This is a genomic window from Streptomyces sp. NPDC001714, from assembly GCF_042892755.1.
Taxonomy (GTDB): Bacteria; Actinomycetota; Actinomycetes; order Streptomycetales; family Streptomycetaceae; genus Streptomyces.
Map to the genome: position 1 here is coordinate 1 of NZ_JBIAUL010000051.1, position 14,263 is coordinate 14,263.

At 72.2% G+C, this 14,263-nt stretch carries 15 protein-coding genes and 1 pseudogene; 9 read left to right on the forward strand and 7 right to left on the reverse strand.

Annotated features, from left to right (window positions below; translation table 11 throughout):
- Window positions 1-169 precede the first annotated feature (169 nt).
- Window positions 170-1,078, reverse strand: a complete 909-nt coding sequence (locus ACFY0P_RS51645; protein WP_388929448.1) for a macro domain-containing protein — start codon at window positions 1,076-1,078, stop codon at window positions 170-172.
- Window positions 1,079-1,186: 108 nt separating this feature from the next.
- Between ACFY0P_RS51645 and ACFY0P_RS51650 the strand changes: the two genes are divergently transcribed.
- The 5 genes from ACFY0P_RS51650 to ACFY0P_RS51670 all read left to right on the forward strand — a co-directional run bounded on the left by ACFY0P_RS51650 (window position 1,187) and on the right by ACFY0P_RS51670 (window position 5,101).
- A complete protein-coding gene (locus ACFY0P_RS51650) occupies window positions 1,187-2,551 on the forward strand; it encodes a macro domain-containing protein (RefSeq protein WP_388929449.1) in 1,365 nt (454 codons plus the stop codon).
- 347 nt (window positions 2,552-2,898) lie between these two features.
- Window positions 2,899-3,147 carry a hypothetical protein gene (locus ACFY0P_RS51655; RefSeq protein ID WP_351484675.1) on the forward strand — a complete coding sequence of 83 codons (249 nt, stop codon included), beginning with the start codon at window positions 2,899-2,901 and terminating at the stop codon, window positions 3,145-3,147.
- A 12-nt stretch (window positions 3,148-3,159) separates the two neighbouring features.
- Window positions 3,160-4,365, forward strand: coding sequence for an SPFH domain-containing protein (locus tag ACFY0P_RS51660; protein ID WP_388929450.1), 1,206 nt, complete (start codon window positions 3,160-3,162; stop codon window positions 4,363-4,365).
- Window positions 4,366-4,605: 240 nt separating this feature from the next.
- Window positions 4,606-4,824 carry a hypothetical protein gene (locus tag ACFY0P_RS51665; RefSeq protein WP_388929451.1) on the forward strand — a complete coding sequence of 73 codons (219 nt, stop codon included), beginning with the start codon at window positions 4,606-4,608 and terminating at the stop codon, window positions 4,822-4,824.
- Window positions 4,825-4,882: 58 nt separating this feature from the next.
- Window positions 4,883-5,101: a hypothetical protein gene (locus ACFY0P_RS51670; protein ID WP_388929452.1), complete on the forward strand. Its 219-nt coding sequence runs from the start codon at window positions 4,883-4,885 to the stop codon at window positions 5,099-5,101.
- 190 nt (window positions 5,102-5,291) lie between these two features.
- Here the strand turns inward: ACFY0P_RS51670 and ACFY0P_RS51675 are convergent, their stop codons facing one another.
- The 3 genes from ACFY0P_RS51675 to ACFY0P_RS51685 are packed head-to-tail and all read right to left on the reverse strand — an operon-like array spanning window position 5,292 to window position 7,530.
- Complete coding sequence (locus ACFY0P_RS51675) at window positions 5,292-6,368, reverse strand: hypothetical protein (RefSeq protein ID WP_388929453.1); 1,077 nt, start codon at window positions 6,366-6,368, stop codon at window positions 5,292-5,294.
- An 11-nt stretch (window positions 6,369-6,379) separates the two neighbouring features.
- Window positions 6,380-7,270, reverse strand: a complete 891-nt coding sequence (locus tag ACFY0P_RS51680; protein WP_388929454.1) for an XRE family transcriptional regulator — start codon at window positions 7,268-7,270, stop codon at window positions 6,380-6,382.
- Window positions 7,267-7,530 carry a hypothetical protein gene (locus tag ACFY0P_RS51685; protein ID WP_388929455.1) on the reverse strand — a complete coding sequence of 88 codons (264 nt, stop codon included), beginning with the start codon at window positions 7,528-7,530 and terminating at the stop codon, window positions 7,267-7,269. The genes ACFY0P_RS51680 and ACFY0P_RS51685 overlap by 4 nt, the downstream gene beginning before the upstream one ends.
- Before the next feature lie 569 nt (window positions 7,531-8,099).
- On the opposite strand from ACFY0P_RS51685, the gene ACFY0P_RS51690 reads away from it, so the two are divergent.
- The 3 genes from ACFY0P_RS51690 (at window position 8,100) to ACFY0P_RS51700 (ending at window position 10,622) form a co-directional block, all read left to right on the forward strand.
- Window positions 8,100-9,035, forward strand: coding sequence for a slipin family protein (locus ACFY0P_RS51690; protein WP_388929456.1), 936 nt, complete (start codon window positions 8,100-8,102; stop codon window positions 9,033-9,035).
- Window positions 9,036-9,141: 106 nt separating this feature from the next.
- Entirely contained in the window at window positions 9,142-9,648 is a 507-nt protein-coding gene (locus ACFY0P_RS51695; RefSeq protein ID WP_388929457.1) for a glutathione peroxidase, read from the forward strand.
- A 68-nt stretch (window positions 9,649-9,716) separates the two neighbouring features.
- Window positions 9,717-10,622: a MerR family transcriptional regulator gene (locus tag ACFY0P_RS51700; RefSeq protein ID WP_388929458.1), complete on the forward strand. Its 906-nt coding sequence runs from the start codon at window positions 9,717-9,719 to the stop codon at window positions 10,620-10,622.
- Between the two features lie 196 nt (window positions 10,623-10,818).
- On the opposite strand, the gene ACFY0P_RS51705 is transcribed toward ACFY0P_RS51700, so the two are convergent.
- The 3 genes from ACFY0P_RS51705 to ACFY0P_RS51715 all read right to left on the reverse strand — a co-directional run bounded on the left by ACFY0P_RS51705 (window position 10,819) and on the right by ACFY0P_RS51715 (window position 13,121).
- Window positions 10,819-11,010, reverse strand: coding sequence for a DUF397 domain-containing protein (locus ACFY0P_RS51705; protein ID WP_089102095.1), 192 nt, complete (start codon window positions 11,008-11,010; stop codon window positions 10,819-10,821).
- Between the two features lie 214 nt (window positions 11,011-11,224).
- Window positions 11,225-12,082 carry a helix-turn-helix transcriptional regulator gene (locus ACFY0P_RS51710; protein ID WP_093501737.1) on the reverse strand — a complete coding sequence of 286 codons (858 nt, stop codon included), beginning with the start codon at window positions 12,080-12,082 and terminating at the stop codon, window positions 11,225-11,227.
- 286 nt (window positions 12,083-12,368) lie between these two features.
- Window positions 12,369-13,121, reverse strand: a complete 753-nt coding sequence (locus ACFY0P_RS51715; RefSeq protein WP_388929459.1) for a GPP34 family phosphoprotein — start codon at window positions 13,119-13,121, stop codon at window positions 12,369-12,371.
- Between the two features lie 144 nt (window positions 13,122-13,265).
- On the opposite strand from ACFY0P_RS51715, the pseudogene ACFY0P_RS51720 reads away from it, so the two are divergent.
- Window positions 13,266-14,263, forward strand: a pseudogene (locus ACFY0P_RS51720) (hypothetical protein); the annotation flags it as partial.

The following is a 14,263-nucleotide window of genomic DNA, read 5'->3' on the forward strand; positions in this document are numbered from 1 at the left end:
CCGAAGCCCATTACCCGGCGTCCGGCCACTCCTCGGTCGGGCGGGGCGGCTCGGGCTCGTTCAACCGCGTGGCAAGCCGAGCGGTGGGGGCCCCCCCCCCCCCGCGGCCCGGCCGCCGGGGGGGGGGGGGGGGGGGGGGCGGGGGCCCCCCCCCCCCCTCTCCTGTGCGCTACCGCTCCGGGCCCGACGCCAGGGCGCTCAGGAACGCGGCCAGCTCACGCATGTCGATGCCCTCCAGCTCCTCGGGCCGTATGACGACGCGCAGTTCACGGCAGATCGCGGCCTCCCGGGAGCGGGCCACGAAGGACATCAGGATCAGCCGGAGCAGGCTGTCCCGGTCGAGGTGGCCGAGGCGCGCCAGCCCGGAACCGGTCAACGGCATGGCCACCCGCTCCAGTTGGGCGTGCGTGCGCAGCGCGTCCCACAGCCCGGCCAGGCCCCGCCACAGGTCCTCCACGCCGGAGGAGGCCACGTAGTCGTTGCCGATCCTGCTGTAGGCCACGCCGAACACCAGCCGCGGCCGGGCGCCCAGCACGGCCACCGTGCCGACGGGATAGCGGTCGAGCTTGCCGAGCGGCTTGTCCGCCCGCTCCTCCCGCGCGATCGGCCCGGCCGGGGCGAGCGCCGCGCCCAGCTCCGCGTCCAGGCGGTCCACGTCGCCGCCGTACCGGCGGTCGAGGAGCTGCGCCTGCACGCTGTCGCCGTTGATGACCCGGCCGCCGGCCGACAGGGTGTCGAAGGTGTCGCAGAAGCCGACGACGAGGTGGGCCGGCTGGTCGAACAGGTCGCCCGTCTCGACGACCACCGTCATGTCGGGCCGCCGGAACACCTGCCGTACCCGGACCGCCGGGCGCGACCGCAGCAGCCCCCAGCCCAGGCAGGCCCCCACCGACAGCCCGACGACCGCGCCGGAGGCGCTGTGCGGCACGAACGGGCCCACGACCTGGGACACGGCGGACAGCCCGCCGAACGCCACCATCGTGTCGCGCAGGAAGACCTGCCGGGCGCGCCGTGTACCACGCCGGAAGGTGCTCGGGGGCCGTATCGGGTCCAGCCCGGCTGAATCACCCGAACTCATGGATTCCCCAAGGCATCATGATAATCTTTCAGTCACTATGGCTGACGCAGAGTGACGTTGAACCGCCGGGGGGCGACGCGGATGGCCGGTGCGAGAGCACGTATCCGGGTGAAGGTACTGGGCCCGGTCCAGCTCGAGGTCGACGGGGTTCCGGTCCGGCTGACGCCGCTGACCGTACGGCTGCTGGTCCGCCTGGTGGCGGCCGAGGGCGAGGCGGTCCCGGTACGGCAACTGCGCCGTGACGTGTGGGGGCTCGCGGACGAGCCGCGCCACCTGGACCAGCGCAACCGCAACGAGGTCCAGAAACGGGTCCTGGAGCTGCGGCGGGCGCTGTCCCCCGGCACCCCCGGCCAGGACAGCGCGGGAACGCATGTCCTGCGCACCGAGCAGCAGGTCACCGTGCAGGGCCCGGAGACCGCCTACCGGCTGGTGCTGCGGCCCGAGGAGCTGGACAGCGCGCGGTTCACCGCGATCGTGAACGACGCTCTGCTCGCACCCCCGGCCACCGCGGCGCACCGGCTGTCCGAGGCGCTGTCCCTGGTGCGCGGCCGGCCGCTGGCCGAGGTCAACGGCGAGGGGTTCGCGGTGCCCTTCGTCCGCCGCCTGACCGCCCTTCAGGACGCGGCCCGCCGGGAACTGGTCCGCGTGCAGACCGACCTGGGTCGGCCCGAACTCGCCCTGCCGGTCGCCGAACTGATCACCCACGAGCATCCCGACGACGTCGAGGCGGCGCGCGTCCTGGAGGCCCTGCGCGCCGAGCTGCGCGCCCGGCACGGGGCCGAACTGCTGCGGCACCGGGTGCCGTTGCCCGGCCAGCGGGCCGATGTGGTGCTGGTACGCGGCGACTTGTTCGACCAGGCGGACTGCAACCTGGTGATCGGGTTCTCCGACACCTTCGACACGGAGACCGCCGAGGATCTCGTGATCAGCCGGGAGAGCCTGCAGAGCCAGCTCGTCGACCGGCTGTTCGCCGGGAAGCGCCGCCTGCTGGACGACCGGCTGCGGGCGGGGCTGCGGGCGGTGAAGTCGGTGGGCACCGAGACCGTGCGGGCCAAGCCGCTGGGCCGCCGGGTCCGTTATCCGGTGGGTACGACCGTGGTGGTACCGGTCGAGGGCCGCCGGGTGTTCGCCACGGCCTACTCGCGGCTCGGCAACGACCTGGTGGCCAGGTCCAACCACGCCGATCTGCGGCTGAGTCTGGAGAGCCTGTGGGCCTCGGTCGCGGTCAACGGCCTGTTCAAGCCGGTCGCCGTGCCGCTGATCGGCTCCGGCCTTGCCCGGGTCACCGATCTGGACCGGGGCCAGCTGGCCGCCCTGATCGTGGACTCGTTCATCGAGGCCTGCCGCCGCCACCCCGCCCTGACCCCCGAACTCCGGATCGTCATCCTGCCCCAGGAGCTGGCCCGGACCGACCTGACCCCGGTGGAGCAGCGCTTCGAGCACCTGGTGCTCGGCCTGCGCGCGGCCGACTGACGACGGCGATGAGACCGGGCGCCGGCTCGGACGTGTCCCCCGGGCCGGCGGGCTGCTCCGCATCTGTCCGTTCCCCCTTCGCGGCATCACCCGCCGTCCGCGCCCCGCACCGCGTCGCCCGGCCTCACCGCCGTCCACGACACCACCCCGGCCGCTTCCGCCGGCACCCTCCAACCGCTTCCGATCCGGTTCCGACGACCGCGGACGGGTGTTCTCCCCGGAACCGCCGGTGCGTTCGGGGCGTCGTATGCGCCGTGACGGAGGACGGCCTCTCCCGACCGTTGGGTCCCGCGCGGATCGGGTCTATCGTCGGAATCACGGGGCCAGGACGAGGAGGACGGCCGGTGATGCCGCAGGACGAGGCCGTGATCGGCTGCACGGGGAAGGTGCTCATCGGAACGCGCGGTTCCACCGGCCCCGGCGAAGTCCTGGTGCGGGTCAGGGGCGGGCTGGAGACGTTTCTCGCCTGGTCGGAGGAGCCCCTGCCGGTCGGTGCGACGGTGCTCGTGATCGAATCACGGGGATGCCGCGAGGTCTGCGTCATCGAGTGGGTGGATCCATTGGACGCGCTCGGCGACAGCGCCGAGGCCAGCTGAGGAGAGACAGGAATGTTCGGATACCGCGTACCCGCTCCCGACGAGGCGATGCTGATCTCGGGGGGCAGGCGGGGACTGGGGGGCGCGCCGTTCCGAGTGGTCACGGGGCACGGCAAGTTCGTGCTGCCGGTCATACGGAAGGTCCGTTTCCTCACGCTGTCCATGTGCGAGTCCGAGGTCACCGAGACCTGCGTGACCAGGCAGGGCATCTCCCTGCACGTCCGCGCGGTCATCGCCTTCAAGGTCGGCAACGACCACGAGAGCATCATCAACGCGGGCCAGCGGTTCCTCTCCGACCAGGAGCAGATGTCGGTGCTCACCGGCCGGATCTTCGCCGGGCACCTGCGGGCCATCATCGGCTCCATGACGGTCGAGGAGATCGTCACCGAGCGGCAGAAGCTCGCCGCGGAGGTGCTGGACACCTCGAAGACGGAGATGGCGAAGATCGGCCTGATCGTCGACTCGCTGCAGATCCAGTCCATCGACGACGGCGACACCGGCTACATCGACGCGATGTCCGCGCCGCACAAGGCCGCCATCCAGCGGCAGGCACAGATCGCGCAGGCGCAGGCCACCCAGGCCTCGGTCGAGGCGGAGCAGGCGGCGGCCCGCAACCAGGCCGAGTACGCCCGGCAGACCGCCATCGTCAAGGCCGAGTACTCGGCCGAGGTGGACCGCGCCCAGGCGCAGGCCGCGCAGGCCGGTCCGCTGGCGCAGGCGCACGCCCAGCAGGAGGTGCTCGCCGCCCAGACGGAGCTTGCCCTGCGCCAGGCCAAGCTGCGCCAGGAGCAGCTGGTGGCCGAGGTCGTGAAGCCCGCCGAGGCCGAGGCCGAGCGGGTCCGGATCCTGGCGGCCGCCGAGGCACAGCGGATGAAGATCCAGGCGGAGGCGGCCGCGTCGTACGACCGGGTCGCGCTCGACCGGATGCTGATCGACCAGCTCCCGCAGATCGTCAAGGAGGCCGCCGGCGGCCTCGCCGGTGCCAACGTCAACGTCCTCAACGGCGCGGACGGCCTCGGTGAGATCGCGGCCGGCCTGGTGTCCCAGGGCCTGACGATCCTCGACTCGGTCCGGCAGAACCTGAGCGGCCAGGAGTCCGACGGACAGCGCTCCGACGGCCGCCGCCCGGGGGACGGCGAGGGCAACGGCAGCAGCCTGCTCCAGCTGCCCACCGGCAAGGCGCGCAAGTCGGACGACGGTCCGGTGGACGTCGACTAGGCGCTCCGCTTGAGCGCCATGCCGCGCCGACATCCGGGGCCGTCGGTCGGCTGCGGCGCCGTTGTGGCCGGTCGCGCAGTTCCTCCCCCGGCCTTCGGCCGGGGGTACCCCCAGCGCCCCTTTGGGGGCGCGCTGCCCGGCGTGCCCACCCCTGCAGGGGGGCGCGCCGGTTTTTTTCATGGTCGCTCCGGGGTTCCGCTTCGGTGGACTCCAAAATCGAACACGTGCTTGAATTTGGTCATGCGATCGTTTCCCGTGGACCTGGCCCGGGCGCAGCAGGAATGGAGCGCCACCTACCGGCAGCTCGCCGTGCGGCCCGGGCGTACCGAGCTGCGACGGCGGCTGTACCGGCTGTCGGCGCAGGTGTTCTTCCATCCCTACTGGCAGCAACGGCGCCCGGGCCCCGCCGCGTGGCGGGAGCTGCGGGACCTGGGACGGCCGGACCGGACAGGGAGCTGAGGGTGCTCGGATGACGGGCTGGAGTGCGGGACCGTACGTCCCGGATGATCCTGAAGGCATGTCCGGACCGATACGGGTGATCGTGCATCCGCCGTCGCCGACGGGTGGCCGGCGCGTGCGCGTGGACGGCGAGATCCTCGGGCTGGCGCACAACGTGACCGACGTCGCGGAGTTCCTTCGCCGAGCCGGGCTGGAGGTCGATCCGGCGGACGTGGCGCAGGCGCCGTGGATCGACTGGCGGGGCGGCGGGCCGGAGTGGTGGGGGCCGGAGACGTGACGGTCCCGGGCGGCCCGGTCCGCTTCGCCCCAGGCAAGGCGCGAGGCCCGTCCACTGTGTGGACGGGCCTCGGTATGGAGCGCCGGGCAGGCCTTGCACCTGCATTTCCCCGCAGGAAGCGGGGCGTCTTTCCTTGGACCACCAACGCAGCACCGGACGGACCGGATCGGGCCGACCAGCTCTGGATCGATCATAGCCCATGCGGGTGAGGTGTACCCGCCCCGGACGGTGACCTGGTCGCGAAGCCCGCGGGCCGTGGGGAACGGGTGCGGAAACGGTCCAGGTAGTAGGCGCGGCGGGTGCCCGGCTGCCCGTCCGGGCCGGCGGCGGTCCGGGCGGCGGTGACGGTCCGCCAGCACACCGCGACCGCCGCCTTGAAGAACGCGGACGCGGACTCGGGTTCGTGGTCGGCGCCGGTGACCTCGACCAGCAGCCGCTCGGGCTCCTGGACCTTCTCGGCGGTGGTCTCCGACGCGGGCCGGTTGGGGAGGGCCGTGCCGGGTTCGGGCCGCGGACCGCGGACGGCATGCACGGGGGTGGTGGAGCGGGGGGCGGGGGGCAGCGCGGTCGCGGCGACGATGATCTCCAGGTGTTCCGCGAAGTGCGGGCCCGGTACCGGGATCTCGAGGTCCGGGTGGAGGTCGTAGCCGATGGCCACGGCGGTGGCCACGAAGTCGATGACCGCGGCCGCGGTCGGGGTGTGCCGGCGGGGGGTGGCCCGGGTGAGACGGCTGAGGATGCGCAGGACGGTGGGCAGGCTGGTGTCCGCGGTCACGAGGCGGTACGCCGGGGCGTCGTCCGCGGGGGCCGGGTCGTCGCCGTCCGGCACGTGGGCTCCGGCCTGGGCCTGCCACAGCGCGGCGGCATGGGTGTCGCCGCGGGCGAGGTGCTGGAGGTAGAGGCAGTACGACGGGGGCTCGTCACCGGCGCCGGCCGCGTACTGCCACCAGAAGCGGGCCCCGTCGTCGGCGCCGGCGAGCTGGAGGGCGCAGCCGAGGATCCAGGCGGCCCGCGGCTGCGGCAGCTGGTCGGTGAGGAAGTCGGCGAGCTGGTCCGGCGTGCAGTGCGCGACGACGGCCTCGCAGAGGGCGGCGAGGCTCTGCGCGGCGCCGTCGTCGGCGAGGTCGGGTCCGTCACCGTCCCACAACAGCCGGCCGTCGTCGGTGAAGGCGGGGTAGGCCAGGTCGTCGTACGGGACGACGTCGGCGGGGACGTGCGGGTCGGGCAGCAGCCGGGACTGGGCGAGAAGGTCGTCGATGATGCTCATGGCCGTGGTGATCACTCCAGGGTGTCGGTGCGGAGGTAGAGGCCGGTCAGCGCCCCTCGGGCGTGGTGGTCCAGGGTGTGGGTCATGGCCGGGGTCAGGCCGACGATGCCGGGCACGGCGTCGGGACGGACGCCGCACAGGTGGCGCAGCACGATGACGTCCATCTGGTCCTGGGGCAGCCGGGCGATCGCGTCGAAGAAGTCCGCCATCGTGTCGATACGGCTCTTGCGCTCACCCAGGTCGGCGATGCCCGCCTGGGCGACGGTGACGAAGGCCGCCTGCCGCAGGTCGGGGTGCCCGTCCTGCTGGACGGCCCGGGACATGACCCGGGAGCGCAGCATCTGCCAGGCGTGGCGCGGGGTGTCGGGGCCGGAGATCGCCACGTCCCAGGTGAGCCAGAGGATGTCGAAGGTCTCCCCGACCGCGCGCTGGGCCCGGTCCTCGGACTGCAGGAAGGCCCGCGCGTAAGCGGTGTACGGGCCGCGCATGATCTGGGTGAAGCCGAGGTGCGCGACGGGCGGTTGCTCGGGGCCCAGCGGCTGCACGGCGCGGATGCGGTTCTCGATCCAGACCTGGTTCTTGTCCGCCTCCCGGGCCGCCGCGGTCCACAGGCGGCGCAGCGGCCACGGCGGCAGGTCCAGGGCCTTCACCACGCTGTAGGTGATCTCCCAGCCGGGGTAGTAGCCCTTGCCGCGCAGGAGTTCCGACAGCCGGGTCTTGGAGTAGCCGGAGCGGCTGACGAGTTCGTCGAGGGTCAGTCCGCTGGCGACGAGCCGGTTGCGGACCGGCTCCAGCCAGGTGCGGTGGGCGACGCCGACCTCCTCGCCGATCGGCTCCGGGGGCCGGCCGCGGCGACTGTGGGGGTCTCCCCCGGGCTGTTCGGGCACCTCTGGCTTCTTCACCGTGACGACTCCTCGCTCCCGGCCGGGGCCGCCGGCGTCCGGGGTGCCGACGAGCGGGGCGCCGGTGCGGGAGGCGTCGGGCTCTGCCCGGGATCCGTGCCGCCGGAGGCGCCCAGTGCGGTGCCGATCTGCTGGACGAGGAGTCCGAGCGAGGGCAACAGCGCGGCCACCGCCGCGAGTTGCCCCAGCGCGGTCATCACCGTGCTCCACGCGAGGACCGCCGCCAGTACGGCCACGGTCATCATCTGCCTGTTGGTCATCTCACCTTCCCTGAGAGGGAGAAGCGTCTGGAAGCCGCTCCCCCGCGGCGGTGCTGAGGCGCCGCGGGGGAGTTGGACGACAGCATGGTGGGACGACCGGGTGCCACTCAATGTGATCATGAGATTACGGAACAATCGCACCGCAGGCCTCACGGGGCCGGCGCTTCCGTTACCTCAGGCCGGCCGCCCGCGGAGGCAACTCGGGCCCTGATGAACGCCTTTGGGGGCGAACCCGTACGTGTCGTTGCGACGCGGGCGGGATGGCGCACCATGGAAAGCCGGACGCCACCCTCGGCGTCGCACCTTCCGGTCTGGAAGGCCGGGCGGCCCCTTGTGCTGACGAACGACCGAAGGGGTCCGCCGCCGCTTCCGTCCGGCCGGGCACGCGTCGCGGGCACGCGCTGGACGGAAGCGGGTCGTGGCCGCCGCGGTACCCCCACTCCCCCGCGGTGGGCCGGTTTTCTTTACGCACTCCTGACGCCGGCACCCGCATCCCGGGACGGCCCGGACGTGTCCTCATTCTTGTCCGGATTCTTGTCCGGATCACGTCGAGAATGGAGTGTGTGCCCATGGACGGCGCCGTTGTAGGGGTCGTACTGGTGGTCGTGGCGGCCCTGCTCGTGCTGCGCAGCGGGATGCGCGTGGTCAACCAGGTCGAACGTGGGGTGGTGTTCCGCCTGGGCAAGGCGCTGCCGGACTTCCGGCGGCCGGGGATCACCTTCCTGATCCCCTTCGCCGACCGGATGCGCAAGGTGAACGTGCAGGTGGTCACCATGCCGGTGCCCACCCAGGAGGGCATCACCAAGGACAACGTGTCGGTGAAGGTGGACGCCGTCGTCTACTTCCGGGTCACCGACCCGGTCCGCGCGGCCATCGAGGTGCAGGACTACGTGTTCGCCGTCGGCCAGGTCGCCCAGTCCTCGCTCCGCTCCATCATCGGCAAGAGCGACCTGGACGACCTGCTGACCGACCGGGAGCGGCTGCACGAGGGGCTCGCTCTGATGATCGACAGCCCGGCCGCGGAGTGGGGCATCCACATCGACCGCGTCGAGATCAAGGACGTCCAGCTCCCGGAGTCGCTGAAGCGGTCCATGTCCCGGCAGGCCGAGGCGGAGCGGGAGCGGCGGGCCCGGGTCATCACGGCCGACGGTGAGTTCCAGGCCGCGCAGCAGCTCGCCAACGCCTCCCGGATCATGTCGGAGACCCCGGAGGCGATGCAGCTGCGCCTCCTGCAGACCGTCGTCGAGGTCGCCGCCGAGAAGAACTCCACGCTCGTCATGCCGTTCCCGGTGGAGCTGCTGCGCTACTTCGAGCGGGCGACCAAGCGGCTCGACCAGGAGGTCGAGAAGAACGAGCGGGAGCCGGCCGGGCCGGGCGGGTCGGCCGCGCTCAAGGCCGGCATCGAGCAGATCGCCGCCGTCGCCGACAAGTTCGGGCCGGCGGGGGAACTCACGGCACCGAAGGAGCCGGCGGCCGAGCCGTCCGCTCCCGTCGAGCCGCGGTAGCCGGCGACGGCGTGACGCCGTCGCCGTGAGCGTCACGGACGGCGGCCGGGACGTGCCGGGCGAGGCCGGAACCCGGACCGCCGCTTCGCGGAGTTAGCATCCGTCCATGACGACTACTGAGAACAACGGGTCCGTGCTCGACGTGGAGATCGGTGCGCTGCAGGGCGGCTCGGCCGGCCTGCCGGGCTACGGCGGCAAGGCCGTGCTCATTGTCAACGTGGCCTCCAAGTGCGGCCTGACCCCGCAGTACAACGGCCTGGAGAAGCTCCAGGAGCGGTACGCGGCGCAGGGCTTCACCGTGCTCGGGGTGCCCTGCAACCAGTTCATGGGCCAGGAGCCCGGCAGCGCCGAGGAGATCGCCGAGTTCTGCTCGGCGACGTACGGTGTCACCTTCCCGATGACCGAGAAGGTCGAGGTGAACGGCGAGGGCCGGCACCCGCTCTACGACCGTCTGGTCGGGTTCGCCGACGGCGAGGGGCACACCGGGGACATCCGCTGGAACTTCGAGAAGTTCCTGGTCGGCCGGGACGGACAGGTCGTCGCCCGGTTCGCCCCGCAGACCGAGCCGGAGTCCGCGGAGGTCGTGGCGGCGGTGGAGGCCGCCCTGGCCTGAACCCGGGTTGACCTTGCCCCTGGGGCAGGGACGAGCCTCCTGGTCACCGGGCGGAACGGATCCGCCCGGTGACGGAGGATGCGGCCGTGGAGGACGTGGTGGACGCCGTGGACGAGGAGCTGCTCACGATCGGCGCCTTCGCCGCGCGCTCCCGGCTCTCGGCGAAGGCCCTGCGCCTCTACGACCGGCTCGGGCTGCTGGCCCCGGCGCACGTCGACGAGGTGACCGGCTACCGGTACTACCGCGCCGGGCAGGTGGAGCGCGCCCGGCTGGTGGCGATGCTGCGCCAGCTGGACATGCCGCTGGCGAGGATCGCCGGGGTGGTCGAGGCGGCGGACGCCGACCCGGACGGGGAGACGGCCGCCGGGCTGCTCGCCGCGTACTGGGCGGACGTCGAGCGACAGGTCGCCGGGCAGCGGACGCTGGCCGCATACCTCCGTGGACGGCTGTCCGGAGGGAGTACCGAGATGTACGAGACGTTCGCGGTGGAGACGGTCGAGGTGCCGGCGCAGGTGGTGATCACCGAGACGCGGCACACGCTGGCGGACGAGCTGCCCGCCTGGATCGGCGCCTCGCTGGGCCGGCTGGAGGCGGCGGCCCGGGAGTGCGGGGGTGTGACCGGGGCGCCGTTCGTCGTCTACCACGCCGAGGTGTCCATGGAGAGCGACGGGCCCGCCGAGGCCTGTGTCCCGGTGGCGGACGAGGCGGCGGCCCGGGCCTGGGCCGAGCGCCACGGGCGCGCCTGGCAGACGGCGGTGCGCGTCGAACCGGCGTGCACGCTGGCGTACACGAGGATCAGCAAGGCGCAGGTGGCGCATCCGCAGATCGTGGCGGCCTTCGAGGCGGTGGAGCGGTGGGTCGCCGGGCGGGAGGGCCTGGCGTACGACGGCCCGTGCCGGGAGGTCTACTTCGCGGACTGGGACGCGGCCGGACCGGAGGACCCGGTCTGCGATGTCGCGTTTCCCGTGCGGTGAGAACCGGCCGGTGACGGCGGCTGGTTACGGCGGCCGGTGACGGCGGCCGGGGTGGTGCGGTGACGGCGGCCGGTGGTGCCGTGGGCACAAGCCGAGCCCCCTCGGCAAGGACGGCGGGCTGGTCGAGAGGGCTCCGGGTGACGCTTGTGCAGTTGTGGTCGTCGGGAACGGGAAGCGGTGGGTCAGCGAATGCCCCCTACGCCTTGACCGAGGTCACGAAGGCGTTCCACGCGCCGGCCGGGAACGCGAGGACCGGGCCCTCCTCGACCTTGGAGTCGCGTACGGCGAGTCCCGCGGTCGTCGGCGACTTGACCTCGACGCACGCCCCGTTCCCTGCGGAATAGGAGGACTTCGTCCACGTCTCCGTGGCGCCCTGAAGCAGTGCCATGTCCACTCCTGTTGCGAGTTGCTGTGGTGCTTGCTGTAGTGCGATTCACGCCAACCTTTCTGACCGGTTGGCGTGATCGACGCTACTAGCCAACTTCCTCGCCTGGAGTACCCGTTCACTCGTCCGGATGGCATATTCCAGAGGAGACTTCCATGGGAGCGTTACGCCGGTGTAAGATCCGGCGCCCTCCGTCCGGGAGAGCGTCCGGGAGGGCTCAGCGGGCGTACTCCTTGGCCGCGTCGGCGATGAACTGCCGGGACTGCTCGACGTTCAGCGACTGGGCGCGCAGGTGCTCGTACATCACGGCGTACTTCTGCACGTCGTGGGCCTTCTCCAGGTAGAGGTCGCTGGTCACGCCCTCCAGGTAGACGACGCTGGAATCGGCGGCGTCGGCGAACTCCAGGATCGCGTACTGGCCGTTGAGGCCGGGATGCGCGCCGCACTCGAAGGGCAGCACCTGGACGGTGATGTGCGGCTGCTGGGACATCTCGATCAGGTACTCCAGCTGCTCGCGCATCACCAGCCTGCTGCCGACCAGCCGGCGCAGCGCGGCCTCGTCGAGCACCACCCACAGGCGGAGGGGGTTGTGCTCGGCGGTGATACGTTCCTGTCGCCGCATCCGGACCTGGACCCGCTTCTCGATGTCGGCGGCGGAGGTCTCCGGCAACGCGCCCTGCACCAGGGCCTCGGCGTACGCCCGGGTCTGCAACAGCCCGGTGACCAGCTGGGGTTCGTACACCCGCAGCGACTCGGCGTCGGTCTCCAGACCGATGTAGACGCTGTACGGGATGTCCCCGAACGCGTGCCACCATCCTTGCTGCCGCGAATCCCTGGCCATCTCCATCAGGGACTCGACGACCCGCTGGTCCTCGACCTCGTACACCCCGCACAGGTCGCGGACGTCGCGCTGACTGATGCTCCGGCGCCCGTTCTCCAGCCGGCTGATCTTCGACTGGGAGACGAGCAACCGCTCCGCCACCTCCTCCGCCGTCATGCCCTTGAGCTCGCGGAGCCTGCGCAGCTCCTGGCCCAGCCGGCGTCGCCTGACGGTGGGATTGACATTGGACGCCACGGGACGTGCACCTCCGGCTGCCTGCCTGTAACTACCACTTTGCGTATCTGCTGTTGAGCAGACTGCCACCAAGGTGTCTCCTACCGCTGGGAAACAGCGGATATGCGGCGCGTACGCGTCAGTTCGGGCACGTTCCGGATTCTCCGGACGGAAATGCCGAGCGGGGCGGCGAGGCGCGTACTGCGTACGCCTCCACCGCCCCGCTCGGACCAGCGGCTCCCGAACCGGGTCTCAGGGGTGCTGTGCCGCCGGCCGAGGCCGGCTGTTGCTGCCGTGGAACTGCGGCTCAGTGCACCACGGCGCGCGCCATCGCTCCCGCGCCGCGGCGCGGTTGCATCGGAACACCGCGAGCGGGTTCCGGCGCGGCGGACCTGACGCCCGGTCCGGTCTGGGCCGGGGCGCGGCGTGGCTGGGCGGCCGCGCCGTTCTGCACGTCCATGACGGCGTGGGCCACGAGCCCGCCCATCGGGTCGTGCCGGATCAGGTCACGCAACCGGGAACGCGAGGAGCGGCCCTCGTTCCCCGGGTACAGGTGCTTGCCGAGACCGACCGCGTGGGCCAGGGCGGCGAGCGCCGCGGTCCGCGGGTCCGGCGGTACGCCGGTGCGGATCGCCGAATCCAGCCGGCCACGGATCTCCCGGGTGACGGCATTGTCCGTCGCCTGGTAGCGAGTGGTCGGCAACACCCCGCACATCTGACCCGCCACGGCGGCGACCATGCCGCACCGTTCCAGATGCGCGAGATAGACCTGGCGGAGGCCGAGACGTGGCCCACCGATCCAGTGAACAGCCCGTACGGGAGCGCCGCGCCTTCGCAGCAACTCCAACGCACAGTCCAAAGTCGGATCTCCAGTCGGCCGTGGCTGCACCACGGCGATACGATCCCCGTCTGGGGCTATCCGTCCGGCCAGCGCCAGCTCTACTAGCTGTGCTCCGGCCAGACCGAGGTCGAGCGACTGCGGCTGTGCAGTGGTACCCGTGGCCGGGTCCAGTGCCAGCAGCAGAAGCTCCTCCGGAAGTGTTCTGCGGCTCCTGCCCATCCATGCCTCCCCGCGTGGATGAATGACAGGGTGACCCCTCTCACATTGGTCTGTCGAGGGTGCGTGACCGGTTCGTAAGGGAACCGGCAGGTATGTCGTTCTCGTCTACCGCAGGGGCTAAGCCCGCACACAGGACACTGGTACATGGTTCGGACAGCGCACGGCAACGTGCGGAGCGTGGAGGAGGCATCGGTGGCGGGCGAGTCCCCCGACAGGTCGAAGCAGCGCGAGTCGTCGGCAGAACCGACGTCGGGGAGCGCGGAGTCGGTTCCCGAAGCACGCGACCCGCGACTGGCGGTGGCCGCCGAGAAGGAGACCGCCGGCGGCGTGGACACCGCGACCCGGATCTTCTCGGTACGGGAGCTGAAGACGACCGACGAGACCGGCGAGACGGGCAAGGACGACTCGAAGCTCCGCGACGCGGTGGCGGCGTGGGTACGCACGGGCAAGCCGGCGGAGGGCGCTACGGCCCCCGAGGCGGCCACGAAGGCCGAGGAGGGCCCTGGGGCGCCCGCGGACGCCGAAAGGGCGCAGGAGGCCCCGGAGAGCGCCGAGGAGACCGCTACGGCGCCTGAGGCAACGAGCGAGGGCGCCCCGACGGACACGAGGGCGACCGAGCCGGAGGACGCCGAGCCCGGCACCACCGCCGAACCCCAGGACGCCGCGCCCCAGGGCGAGTCGGCGCCCGCGGACGCACCCGAGGCCGAGGACGCCAAACCGGCGGCGCCGGCCGAACCCCAGGACGCCGAGCCCGAAGGCAAGTCGGCAACCGCCGCGGACCCCGAGCCCGAAGGCAAGTCGGCAACCGCCGCGGACCCCGAGTCCGCGGACGCCGAGCCGAAGGCGACGGCCGAACCCGCCGACGCCGAGCCCGCGGACGCCGAGCCGAAGGCGACGGCCGAGCCCCAGGACGCCGAGCCCGCCGACAAGCCCAAGGCCACCGCCGAGCCCGAAGACGCCGCCCCCCGGGACGATTCGACGACCACCGCCGAACCCGAGGACGCCAAGCCCGCGGACGCCAAGCCGAAGGCGACGGCCGAGCCCCAGGACGCCGAGCCCGCCGACAAGCCCAAGGCCACCACCGAGCCCGAAGACGCCGCCCCCCGGGACGATTCGACGACCACCGCCGAACCCGAGGACGC

What these genes read in the sequence shown, in the direction of transcription:
- ACFY0P_RS51685 (WP_388929455.1), bottom strand. Translation starts at nt 7,530, where the DNA reads ATGACCAACAGGCAGATGATGACCGTGGCCGTACTGGCGGCGGTCCTC.
- ACFY0P_RS51645 (WP_388929448.1), bottom strand. Translation starts at nt 1,078, where the DNA reads ATGAGTTCGGGTGATTCAGCCGGGCTGGACCCGATACGGCCCCCGAGC.
- ACFY0P_RS51660 (WP_388929450.1), top strand. Translation starts at nt 3,160, where the DNA reads ATGTTCGGATACCGCGTACCCGCTCCCGACGAGGCGATGCTGATCTCG.
- ACFY0P_RS51665 (WP_388929451.1), top strand. Translation starts at nt 4,606, where the DNA reads ATGCGATCGTTTCCCGTGGACCTGGCCCGGGCGCAGCAGGAATGGAGC.
- ACFY0P_RS51715 (WP_388929459.1), bottom strand. Translation starts at nt 13,121, where the DNA reads ATGGGCAGGAGCCGCAGAACACTTCCGGAGGAGCTTCTGCTGCTGGCA.
- ACFY0P_RS51695 (WP_388929457.1), top strand. Translation starts at nt 9,142, where the DNA reads ATGACGACTACTGAGAACAACGGGTCCGTGCTCGACGTGGAGATCGGT.
- ACFY0P_RS51690 (WP_388929456.1), top strand. Translation starts at nt 8,100, where the DNA reads ATGGACGGCGCCGTTGTAGGGGTCGTACTGGTGGTCGTGGCGGCCCTG.
- ACFY0P_RS51655 (WP_351484675.1), top strand. Translation starts at nt 2,899, where the DNA reads ATGCCGCAGGACGAGGCCGTGATCGGCTGCACGGGGAAGGTGCTCATC.
- ACFY0P_RS51670 (WP_388929452.1), top strand. Translation starts at nt 4,883, where the DNA reads ATGTCCGGACCGATACGGGTGATCGTGCATCCGCCGTCGCCGACGGGT.
- ACFY0P_RS51675 (WP_388929453.1), bottom strand. Translation starts at nt 6,368, where the DNA reads ATGAGCATCATCGACGACCTTCTCGCCCAGTCCCGGCTGCTGCCCGAC.
- ACFY0P_RS51705 (WP_089102095.1), bottom strand. Translation starts at nt 11,010, where the DNA reads ATGGCACTGCTTCAGGGCGCCACGGAGACGTGGACGAAGTCCTCCTAT.